The following is a 10,259-nucleotide window of genomic DNA, read 5'->3' as shown; positions in this document are numbered from 1 at the left end:
TCTTCCAGCCGCTGAGCCATTCGGCCAGCGTCATGCGAACGCTGCACTTCATTTCCTTCACGAAGTATCCGGCGAGGCCGCAATGATCGGCATGGGCATGGGTAAGGGCGAGGTTCTGCAGCGGACGGCTGCGCAGCAAACCCCGCCACAGCCTGTCCCACATCTCGAAGCTGTCGTCGGTGTTCAGGCCGCAATCGACCATGGTCCAACCCGGCCCGTCGTCGAGCAGCCAGCAGTTGACGTGATTGGGCGCCGTCGGCATCGGAAGCCGCACCCAGAACAGCCCCGGCAGCACATCCGTCAATTCGCCGTAGGCCGGCGGGCGCTGCACCGTGAATTTCAGATCATCGGACATTCGTCGCCCCGACCCCGTCACTTCGCGAACGGATTCTGCCAGCCGCCGCGCCCGGTGGGCGCGCGCGGCGGGTAGGCCGCTTCGAGATAGGTGAGCACAGCCGCGCGGTCCTTCTCGTCCAGCGGCGGCATGTTGTGGCGGCGGATCATAAGATTGATGGAATCCTCCCACTGCGCCCGCGTCATGCCCTGCTGCGCCACCAGTTTGAAGCCGTGGCAGGCGGTGCAGGTGTAGAAGGTCTGCTCGCGGCCGGGGGCGGCGACGAACTCCTCGGGGCTTTCCTCGCGCGGGGTGAACGTGTTTTGCCCGAGCGCCGGCGCGATCCCCAGGAATCCCGCCAGCGCCCACAACGTCCAACGCTGCATCAGCCGACCAGCACGGCAATGCGATGCATCGCATTGCCGCCGTAGCCTTGCGGGTTCCAGAAGCCGGATTGATGCGGCTGCATCGCGCCCTTGGAGTCGGTGGCGCGCGTCCAGATCTCGAAATAGCCGTCGGAGGGCAGTTTCAAGGTCGCGGTCCAGCGCTGCCAGTCATACTTGTTCTTCGGCTTCTCCAGCTTCGCGCGCTGCCAGCTCGCGCCGAAGTCGGTGGAGATGTCGACCTGCTTCACCGTGAGGTCGCCGGCCCAGGAGGCGCCGCGCAGCTTCAGCTCCTTGGTGCCGGCGGCAAGCTTGGCGCCGTTGGCCGGATTGGTGATGATCGAGCGCACCGGCATCGATTCCAGGATGCGGAAGTTCTTGGGATCGCCCTTGTCGCCGGGGATCATCGGCTTGATTGCCGTGCGATAGGAGAATTCCGTCATGCCGGGGCCGTCGTGCTCGCGGTCGCGGATGGTGATGCGGGTCAGCCATTTCTGCGAGGCCGAGCCGGCCCAGCCGGGCACGATCAGCCGCACGGGGCCGCCATGGATGTTCGGCAGCGGCTGGCCGTTCATCGCCCACACGATCATGGTGAAGGGATCGAGCGCCTTCTCGATGCGCACGCCGCGCGAGAGACTCGGCTTGGAGGCATCGCCCGACAGGTGCAAGTCCGCCGCATAATGCGCGGTGTATTTCGCCGATGGCTTCAGCCCGACGTCCTTCAGCACGTCGGCGAGTGCAACGCCCGTCCACTCCGCGCAGCCCGCGCCGCCATTGGTCCACTGGTTGCCGCGCGCCGGCGGCGAGAAGCCGGCGCGGCCGTTGCCGCCGCATTCCAGCACCATGCGCCGCGTCACCGCCTTGTACTTCGACTTGAGTTCGCCAAGCGTGATCTCGATCTTCTTGTTGACCTCGCCGTCGATTGCGATCTTCCACGCGTCGGGGTCCTTGGTCTCTTCCGGAATCTGCCCGTTGTTGCGGATGTAGAACTTCTCGATCGGCGTGGTGTCGTCGTCGAGCAGGCTTTCCGGCGTCTCGGCCACCAGCGGCTTTTCGCCGAGCACGACCAGTCTGTCGCTCTTGCCGGGGAATTTCAGATATTGCGGACCCTTCGGCTGCGCGGGCGCAGCAGTGCCGCCGGCTTGCGCGTGCGCTTGCGGAATGCCGCCGGACAGCGGCGTCGCACTGCCGAGGGTGGCACCGATGGCGGCGAGCGCGGTGCCGCCCAGAAATCCGCGGCGGCTTGCGGTGAACGTGATCCCGGCTTCCTGCGCCATGATTTCCTCCCGTTCATTGCGCGCTCTTGCAGGGCTTAACCCCGCTTGGGCCCGAATATTCTTGGCCGAAGTATTTGCGCTTTTTGCATTGGCGGCAAGCCGGTTCGGCACTTGCGCTTGCCAGCCATCGGCGGCACACCGGGTGCGGCCATCATCGTCATCTCGTCAGAGGGAGAGTATTCATGACGCACGCCATCCGTTTTCACCAGACCGGCGGCCCCGAAGTTCTGAAGTGGGAGGAGGTGCAGGTCGGCAAACCCGGTCCGGGCGAAGCGCGCATCCGCCACACCGCCGTCGGCCTCAACTTCATCGACATCTATAACCGCTCCGGCCTGTACCAGGTGCCGCTGCCGAGCGGGCTTGGCGGCGAGGGCGCGGGCGTGGTCGAGGAGGTCGGCCCCGGCGTCACGGACGTCAAGCCCGGCGACCGCGTGGCCTATGGCAATGCGCCGGTCGGCGCCTATTCCGAGGCGCGGCTGATCCCGGCCGACCGACTGCTGAAAGTTCCTGACGGCATCGACGACAAGACGGCCGCCGCCATGATGCTGAAGGGCCTCACCGCGCAATACCTGATCCGGCAGACCTATCGCGTGAAAGCCGGCGACACCATCCTGCTGCACGCCGCCGCCGGCGGCGTCGGCCTCATCCTGTCGCAATGGGCGAAGCATCTCGGCGCCACCGTGATTGGCACCGTCGGCAGTGATGAGAAGGCGAAGCTCGCGCAGGCGCATGGCTGCGCCCATACCATCGTCTACACCCGCGAGGATTTCGTGAAGCGCGTCGAGGAGATCACCGGCGGCAAGAAGTGCCCCGTGGTTTACGACTCCGTCGGCAAGGACACTTTCCTGAAATCGCTGGACTGTCTCGCCCCGCTCGGCGTCGTCGCCCTGTTCGGGCAATCCTCCGGCGCGGTGGAGCCGTTCAATCTGGGCCTGCTCGCCGCCAAGGGCTCGCTCTACGTCACGCGCCCGACGCTGTTCACCTACGCCGCCAAGCGCGAGAATCTCGTCGCGATGGCGAATGAGCTGTTCGAAGTGGTGAAATCAGGCGCGGTCAAGATCGAGGTGAACCAGACCTATCCGCTGAAGGACGCGGCCAAGGCTCACACCGATCTCGCCGCGCGCAAGACCACGGGCTCGACGGTGTTCTTGGTCTGAGATCGAACGAGTAGGCGCCGGCGGCGAAATCCTCCGGCGTCCGATCTCTCGATTCAATTTTACTAAACTTCGGCGTCACGCCCGTACAACCTCTCAATGCATTGGTTGTATCTCACCCTTTCGAATTCGCAGGAGGGGTGTGATGACCGGCTTCTACATTGTCTGCGGCTTCATCTCAGCTGTAATTGCAGCGCCGCTTTATAGCTTCATGATGCTGTGGCTGGTCGGATGGCAACGCATCTATGTCGCCGTCCTGATCGGTGCGATTCTCCTTGCCTCGTCAGCGCAGATCCTCAGGACGCAGCAGCTCGGGTCGCTCGAACACCTGGTCGCTGATCTCAGGGTGCCTTTCTTCATTGCGCTGACCCTTGGCTGGCTGATTTGCGGTTTCCTTCATGCGATCATTTCGCTTTGCCGCGGATGGGGACCCGAGCAGGCGCCTGAGCCGGCGCAGGACTAGCTCAGCCCCCTGAGCGTCGCCTTCACGATCGTCGCGATCTCATCGCGCAGCGCCGCGACCGGAACGGCAATCAGCTTCTGCTCCAGCCCGAGGCTGACCATGCCGTGCACGGCGGCGAACAGGCTGCGCGCGGTGATGCCGAGCTCATCTGCGCTCCACGTCGGAAACAGCTTCGCCAGCGGATGATAGATGTGGCGGAACAGGTTCATCTGTTCCTCGACCGCCCATTCCGGCACCGGCTTGTCCGGCGCCATCCGGTGCTCGAACAGCGCGCGCCATAGTTCGAGATTGTCGGCCGCGAAATCGCAATAGGCGACGGCGATGCGCACCAGCGCTTCCGCAGGCGAGGGGGCGCCGCCGCTTTCGGCCGCGCTCAGCACCGCATCCAGTCGCGCCAGCGTCCGCGAGCCGACGCGCAGGATCAGCTCGTCCATATCCTCGACGAGGTTGAACACCGCGCCATTGGCGACGCCGATTTCCGCCGCCAGCTCCCGGCTCTTCAGGCCGGCAAGTCCCTTGGCGGAAATGGCGCTTTCGGCCGCGATAACCAAGGCTTCCCGTTGTTTTGCTCGTCTTTCCAAGGTCTTAGTCATTTGTTAACTTTCTCGTGAGCGACGCTCAAAAACATCTTGAGCAATGCTCAAAGTATGCTATGTTGCCTCCATGAGCAATGCTCATAACAGGGAGCTAGCAATGTTCAAGACCGTTTTGACACTTTTCCGCGGCAGCGTGGCGGTGGCGGAGGAGCAACTGGAGGACCGCACGGCCCTCGTCATCCTCGACCAGCAAATGCGCGATGCGGCGGCGGCCGTCGATCGCAGCAAGCGCACCTTGGCCCTCGCGATCGCGCAGGACCAGCAGGAAGGGCGCCGGCTGGAAACAACGAACAGCCGCATCGCCGATCTCGAGCTGCGCGCCACCGCCGCCCTTGACGGCGGCCGCGAGGATCTCGCCCGCGAGGCGGCGCAGCAGATTGCCAATCTCGAGGCCGACCGCGACGCCGCGATGACCGCGCGCACGCTGTTCGCCCAGGAGATCACGCGCCTGAAGCGCCACGTCGCCAATGCCGAGGCGCGTCTCACCGAGCTCGACCGCGGCCGCCGCATCGCGCGCGCCTCGGAAGCCGTGCGCAACCTGCGCCGCGGCGGCATCGAAGCGGCGCGGCCCTACGAATCCACGCTGCCGGAAGCCGAAGCGACGCTGAGGCGCTTGCGCGAACGCCAGATCGAGGCGGCGGCTGCCGACGAGGCGCTGATCGAACTCGATACCGCAAGCGGCCCGATCGCGACTGCCGAGAAACTCGCCGAGCAGGGCTTTGGGCCCCGCATCAAATCAACCGCGGACGACGTGCTCGCGCGGTTGAACGCCAAACGCACGCAGACCGACTGAGCCACCGGACTTCGAACTGAATCCTCAAACCCAAATCACAAGGAGAACTGCCATGAACAACCATCCCGTCGCCGCCCAGCACAGCCCCGCCTGGGTCGCCTTCACCTACATCTCGTTCGCCGCTTCCGCCTTCATGGTCGGCATCGGCATCTGGTTCTTGCCGCTGGAGCTGTCGATCAAGGGCTATCTCACCATGGGCTTTCTGATGCTGATCCAGTCCTGCATCACCATGACCAAGACCATGCGCGACAACCACGAGAGCGGCAAGCTGGTCAATCGCATCGAGGATGCCAAGGCCGAGCGCCTGCTGATGGAAGTCGAGCGCAACGCCCGCGCGGCGTGAAGGATGAAGGGAGGTGAGCCGGGAGCGGCGGGCGCGAATGCCCGCCGCCTGCCGCCGGCGCAACTCTGTCAAACTGCAGCATGACGAAGGTGCTTCAATGAAGAGATTGACCGTGTTCCTGATCGTGGGTCCGTCGGCAGTCGCGTTTATCGCGGCATTGGTGCTGGCTGCTGCCGGTGCGCCGGCCAGCCTGGTTCAAATACTTCCGGTGTTGTTGTTCTTCCTGACCTTCCCTGTCGCGACGCTCGCCGCGGCCGTCGATGGCTATCTGGCGCGCAGTCTCCCGATCGTCCTGCGGGCACCGGTGACGGCGATCGCCGGAGCGGTGGCCGCCAGCGCGCTTGCTTCCGTGTTGCTCCATTGCTTCTTCCCGCCGTCAGAGCTGATGTTCGTCCCTCTTGCTGGCGCGGTCCTTGCGGGCGCGTGTTCTCTGCTGGCGAACGACTACGGCTGGCGGGAGACAGCGACGCAAGCGAACGGCCCGCTTCGGAACTGAACAGAGGCCCGGCGGGGTCGCCCGCTGGACCTCGTGCTCAACAAATCGTTTACCTTCCGCCAACCCATTCCGCTGCCGTCAAAGCTCCTTAAGATAGACCATGCACAAATCCTCTGGGATCACGGGCAAGCGGCATGGCTATCGGGATACAGATTCGATCGGCGGCCGGAAAGCTGCGCGGCAATGCAGCCTTCTGGCTGAAGGCGTTTGCGCAAGCGACCATCGATCTCAGCTTGCGCACCCATGAAGGCCTGACGACACGGATCGTCGAGAGCCCGGGCAGGGCGCTTTCCGAGGAAGAGCTCGAGCGGCTGGTGGCGCAGCTGCGCGTCGTTGCGGGCAAGACGCTGCCGGCGGGCGATCTCACCTATGGCATCTTCTCCGGCGAGCGCGAGCGTCTCGCGCGCGCCATCGTCACCGTCATCTCCGAGGAGGCGAGCGGCCGGCCGATCGCCTTCAATGCGCTCTCCGTCATGCAGGTCGAGCTCGACGGACAACCGGTCGAGGTCACCCACCTCGGCCTCGTCATGGTCGACCCCGAGGTGCAGGGGCAGGGGCTTTCCTGGGTGCTGTACGGCCTCACCACGCTGGTGCTGTTCATCCGCGGCGGCCTGCGCCCGAAATGGATATCCAACGTCACCCAGGTGCCTGCGGTGTGCGGCATGGTGTGCGAGACCTTTTCCGACGTCTTTCCCACGCCGCAGGCAGGCTCGCGCGCGAGCTTTGCGTATCTGCAACTGGCGCGCGGGATCATGCGCGGCCATCGCGCCGTGTTCGGCGTCGGCGAGGAGGCAGGCTTCGATGAGGCGCGCTTTGTCATCACGGACGCCTATACCGGCGGGTCCGATGCGCTGAAGAAATCCCTCGATGTCGCGCCCAAGCACCGCGACGAGCAATACAACGCCTTCTGCGCGCGCGAACTGGATTATTCGCGCGGCGACGACCTGCTGCAGATCGGCCGCATCGATCTGGCCGCCGCGCGGCGCTATCTGCTCAGCGAGGTGCCGGCAGGCTCGATGCCCGCGCTGCTCGCAGCTTCCGCGATCCTGGCGCTGCAGCGGTTGGTGCTGCCAGTCCTGCACTGGATGAACGACCGCAGAGCCTACGGCATCCTGCGGCCGCGCGGAGGCGGATCGTGACGCCGTCCGCCATCGCCGATTCCATCGTCAATCTCTGCGGCGCCGTCGGGCTGGCGGTCGCCATGCTCGCGCTCGATCGCCGCGATCCCGGCGGCCCCTTCACCAGGCGCTTGCTGTTCCTGCTCGGCGCCGTCGCGGCGCTGTTCTTCATCCGCGGCCTCGCCTGGTGGCATGAAAGCGCGTGGCTCGACCGCCTGTCGCTGCTTCCGGCCGCAACCATCCCGCTCGGCGCCCTCATCGTCACCGAAGGCATTCTGCGCCGCCACGCGCCGCGTCCCATCAAGCAGATCGCGGTTGCCGGCGCGCTGTTGCTCGGCCTCGGCGGCGCGCTCGGGCTGGACGCCTGGTCGACGGCCTATGCGGTCGCGCTATCGACTTTCCAGCTCGCGGGCTTTGCCGCCTGCGCCCTGCTGTTCGCCCTGCGCGACCGCAATCAGCTGCTCGCTTCCGAAAACCGCGGCATCGGCCGCCTCGCCGTCGGCGCGCTGCTCGTCATTCCCTTCATCGTCACGGATTATCGCGCGCTCGCGCCGGATTTGCCGGTGCGGCTGGGCGCGCTCGGCGCGCTGCTGGTCGTCACCGCCGTCCTGATCGCCGGAGGCAGCGGCGAGACCCGTCGCCAGGGCATCGTGCTCGCGGCGCTGCGCATCTCCAGCGCCGCCCTGCTGGGCGCGGCGGCCGCCTTCATCTCCGACGACGTCGATGCCGCACAGATCATGCGCTTCTCGGCGGTAGCCGTCGCCGGCGTCCTCACCATCGGCCTGATGACCGATACCTTGCGCGCCTGGTTCGAGGCGCAGGCGCCGGGTATGCTGAACGCGGTCGCGGCCTCGTCCGCCACGACGCGCGAGCAATTGCTGGAGGAATTGCTGCGCCAGCCGCTGTTCGAGAGCGCCCGCCGTTTCCGCGAACTGGATCTTGTCGCCTACGATCCGCCCTTGCTGCGCGATCTCCTCGCCTCGCGTCCCGTTCTCCGCCGCGCCGATGCGCCCTGGGGCCTCGCACCGGTCGATCCCGCGGTCGAGCGCGTGGCCTCGCTGCTCGCCGCGAACAGCGCCACCCATGTGGTCGTCCTCTCCCACGATCCCGTCGACGTGTTCGTGCTTGCCGTGCCGGTGATGCTGGCCGATCCCGCCAGCGAAACCGCGCTCGCCTTGGTGCGGCGGCTGCTCACGCTGACGCCTGAACGGGCCTGACTTCAGCTTCCCGCATGGAAGACCTGCTCTGCGTGCCTGCGCCGTCGCATTGTGTCCGGCATGGCGGTCCGGTTAGATAGAACGACAGCAACCACGAACAATCAGGGCAGGGCATGAACTTTCCGCATTTGTTTTCACCGCTCCAGATCGGACCGTACCGGCTCGCGCATCGCCTGGTGCTGGCGCCGCTGACGCGCATGCGCGCGGCAAAGCCGTCGCTGGCGCCGCGTCCGCTCAACGCCGAATATTACGCGCAACGCGCCACGCCGGGCGGCCTGCTGATCGCCGAAGCCTCGCCGGTGGCGGCCACCGCCTTCGGCAGCCCCGGCGTGCCCGGCATCTACACGCAGGATCAGATCGCCGGCTGGCGCAAGGTGGTCGATGCCGTGCACGCCAGGGGCGGCATCATCTTCCTGCAGCTCTGGCACGTCGGCCGCGTCTCGCATTCCTCCTTCCAGCCCGGCGGCGCGCTGCCGGTCGCTCCTTCCGCGATTGCGATCTCGCAGCAGCTGAAGACCTTGACCGCCGACGGCAAGGTCACCACCTACGAGACGCCGCGCGCCCTGGAGACGTCGGAAATCCCGGGCATCATCGATGCCTTCCGCCAGGCCGCGAAGAACGCGCTGGCCGCCGGCTTCGACGGCGTCGAGGTGCACGGCGCCAACGGCTATCTGCTTGAGCAGTTCCTGCAGTCGCGCAGCAACCAGCGCACCGACCGGTATGGCGGCTCGATCGAGAACCGCGCGCGGCTGCTGCTCGAAGTGACGCAAGCCGTCGTCGACGTCTGGGGCGCGGATCGCGTCGGCGTGCGGCTGTCGCCGTACGGCATCGCCAATGACAGTGGCGAGCCGGAGCCGATGCCGCTCTACACCCATGTCGTGGAACGGCTCAATCCGCTTGGGCTGGCCTACCTGCACTTCATCGAGCCGCGCTCCTCCGGCGCCGGCCGCGCCGACGTCAACTGGCAGAACGTGCCGTCCGCCATGGTGCTGTTTCGCCCGATCTGGAAGGGCAGGCTGATCGCCGCCGGCGGCTTCACCGGCCAGACGGCGGACGATGCGATCGCGCAAGGCCATGCCGACGCGGTGGCCTTCGGCCGCATCTTCATCTCCAACCCCGACCTGCCGCGCCGCCTGCAACGCGGCCACCCGCTGACGCCCTACGACCGCAAGACGTTCTACGGCGGCGAGGAAGCGGGCTACACGGATTATCCCGAGCACGACGAGTTGGAGAGGGCGTAGCGATCGTCATTGCGAGGAGCGAAGCGACGACCCGTCTACGCTTGCTCCGCAAGCTACGCCGGGCCGGGAGTCCGCCGAAGCTCGGAGAGCGAAGGCGGAAGCAATCCATTCTTTCTTTGCGGGGCACGATGGATTGCTTCGCTTCGCTCGCAATGACGACGGAAAGTGCCGTAGGGTGGGCAAAGGCGCGACAGCGACGTGCCCACCTTTGCGAGCGCGATTGTGAAGGTGGGCACGCTTTGCTTTGCCCACCCTACGAGGTCCGCAATGTTCGACGAAGACGAGCAACTACCAAAGAAAAAATCCAAGGCCATCTCGCCCGGAAAGCCCGCCGCGGGAAAATGCCTGTGCGGCAAGGTCGCCTTCGAGATCGATGTGCCCGCGCGCTGGGCCTGGCACGATCATTCCGCCGCGAGCCGCAGAGCCCATGGCGCGGCCTACGCCACCTATGTCGGCAGCTGGCGCAAGCGCTTTCGCATCATCAGGGGCAAGACCGCGCTCACGCGTTACGAAGACGCCGCCGCGAAGACCACGCGCAGTTTCTGCACCAGCTGCGGCACGCCCGTCATGTACGAGCGTGCCCGCTCGCCGCACATGGTCAACATTCCCCGCGCGCTGTTTTCGAGCCGCACCGGACGCGAACCGCTCTATCACAACGCCATCGAGGAACTGCAGGAATGGGCCTATACCGGCGCGCCGCTGGTGCCGCTGAAGGGCTTTCCCGGCTGGGTCTGGCAGCGCTCGAAAAAGAAGAAGCGCGCCGGCGACGATCCCTTCGAACTCGCCCGCGGGGATACTTGACAACTCTCGTGCCCCGGACGCACTTCGCCTCTCCCCGCGTGCG

Annotated in this window: 13 protein-coding genes; 9 read left to right on the top strand and 4 right to left on the bottom strand. The window is 66.0% G+C overall.

The features are described 5' to 3' along the window. From ACT4OC_RS31205 to ACT4OC_RS31195, 3 genes are all read right to left on the bottom strand, one after another. A partial coding sequence (locus ACT4OC_RS31205) for an MBL fold metallo-hydrolase (RefSeq protein WP_444842916.1) occupies positions 1–355 on the bottom strand: 355 nt, incomplete at its 3' end. A 17-nt stretch (positions 356–372) separates the two neighbouring features. Continuing rightward, a complete protein-coding gene (locus tag ACT4OC_RS31200) occupies positions 373–720 on the bottom strand; it encodes a hypothetical protein (RefSeq protein WP_444842915.1) in 348 nt (115 codons plus the stop codon). After that, positions 720–1,994, bottom strand: a complete 1,275-nt coding sequence (locus tag ACT4OC_RS31195; RefSeq protein WP_444842914.1) for a molybdopterin-dependent oxidoreductase — start codon at positions 1,992–1,994, stop codon at positions 720–722. Before ACT4OC_RS31195 ends, ACT4OC_RS31200 begins: the two co-directional genes overlap by 1 nt. Before the next feature lie 182 nt (positions 1,995–2,176). Here ACT4OC_RS31195 and ACT4OC_RS31190 point away from each other — a divergent pair, with 182 nt between their 5' ends. Then, on the top strand, positions 2,177–3,151 hold the full coding sequence (locus ACT4OC_RS31190; RefSeq protein WP_444842913.1) for a quinone oxidoreductase family protein: 975 nt from the start codon (positions 2,177–2,179) through the stop codon (positions 3,149–3,151). A 142-nt stretch (positions 3,152–3,293) separates the two neighbouring features. Beyond that, a complete protein-coding gene (locus ACT4OC_RS31185; protein WP_444842912.1) occupies positions 3,294–3,611 on the top strand; it encodes a hypothetical protein in 318 nt (105 codons plus the stop codon). Here ACT4OC_RS31185 and ACT4OC_RS31180 read toward each other — a convergent pair. Next, positions 3,608–4,204 (bottom strand): TetR/AcrR family transcriptional regulator, encoded by a 597-nt coding sequence (locus tag ACT4OC_RS31180; protein ID WP_444842911.1) that lies wholly within the window; start codon positions 4,202–4,204, stop codon positions 3,608–3,610. The genes ACT4OC_RS31185 and ACT4OC_RS31180 overlap by 4 nt on opposite strands. 100 nt (positions 4,205–4,304) lie before the next feature. Between ACT4OC_RS31180 and ACT4OC_RS31175 the strand changes: the two genes are divergently transcribed. From ACT4OC_RS31175 to ACT4OC_RS31145, 7 genes are all read left to right on the top strand, one after another. After that, positions 4,305–5,000 carry a PspA/IM30 family protein gene (locus ACT4OC_RS31175; protein WP_444842910.1) on the top strand — a complete coding sequence of 232 codons (696 nt, stop codon included), beginning with the start codon at positions 4,305–4,307 and terminating at the stop codon, positions 4,998–5,000. Positions 5,001–5,052: 52 nt separating this feature from the next. Continuing rightward, positions 5,053–5,343 (top strand): YiaA/YiaB family inner membrane protein, encoded by a 291-nt coding sequence (locus ACT4OC_RS31170; RefSeq protein ID WP_444842909.1) that lies wholly within the window; start codon positions 5,053–5,055, stop codon positions 5,341–5,343. 97 nt (positions 5,344–5,440) lie between these two features. Further along, the gene (locus ACT4OC_RS31165; RefSeq protein WP_444842908.1) at positions 5,441–5,839 is read left to right on the top strand and encodes a hypothetical protein; all 399 of its coding nucleotides are present in this window, start codon (positions 5,441–5,443) and stop codon (positions 5,837–5,839) included. Positions 5,840–5,973: 134 nt separating this feature from the next. Further along, the gene (locus ACT4OC_RS31160) at positions 5,974–6,978 is read left to right on the top strand and encodes a hypothetical protein (protein WP_444842907.1); all 1,005 of its coding nucleotides are present in this window, start codon (positions 5,974–5,976) and stop codon (positions 6,976–6,978) included. After that, positions 6,975–8,174, top strand: a complete 1,200-nt coding sequence (locus ACT4OC_RS31155; protein ID WP_444842906.1) for a hypothetical protein — start codon at positions 6,975–6,977, stop codon at positions 8,172–8,174. Before ACT4OC_RS31160 ends, ACT4OC_RS31155 begins: the two co-directional genes overlap by 4 nt. Before the next feature lie 113 nt (positions 8,175–8,287). Further along, positions 8,288–9,415 carry an alkene reductase gene (locus tag ACT4OC_RS31150; RefSeq protein ID WP_444842905.1) on the top strand — a complete coding sequence of 376 codons (1,128 nt, stop codon included), beginning with the start codon at positions 8,288–8,290 and terminating at the stop codon, positions 9,413–9,415. A 267-nt stretch (positions 9,416–9,682) separates the two neighbouring features. Beyond that, entirely contained in the window at positions 9,683–10,216 is a 534-nt protein-coding gene (locus tag ACT4OC_RS31145; RefSeq protein WP_444842904.1) for a GFA family protein, read from the top strand. The last annotated feature ends 43 nt before the right edge of the window (positions 10,217–10,259 follow it).

It is taken from the genome of Bradyrhizobium sp., from assembly GCF_052389815.1.
Classification (GTDB): Bacteria; Pseudomonadota; Alphaproteobacteria; order Rhizobiales; family Xanthobacteraceae; genus Bradyrhizobium.
Note: the sequence above shows the minus strand (reverse complement) of the source record. Positions and strands in the feature narration are given on the sequence as shown.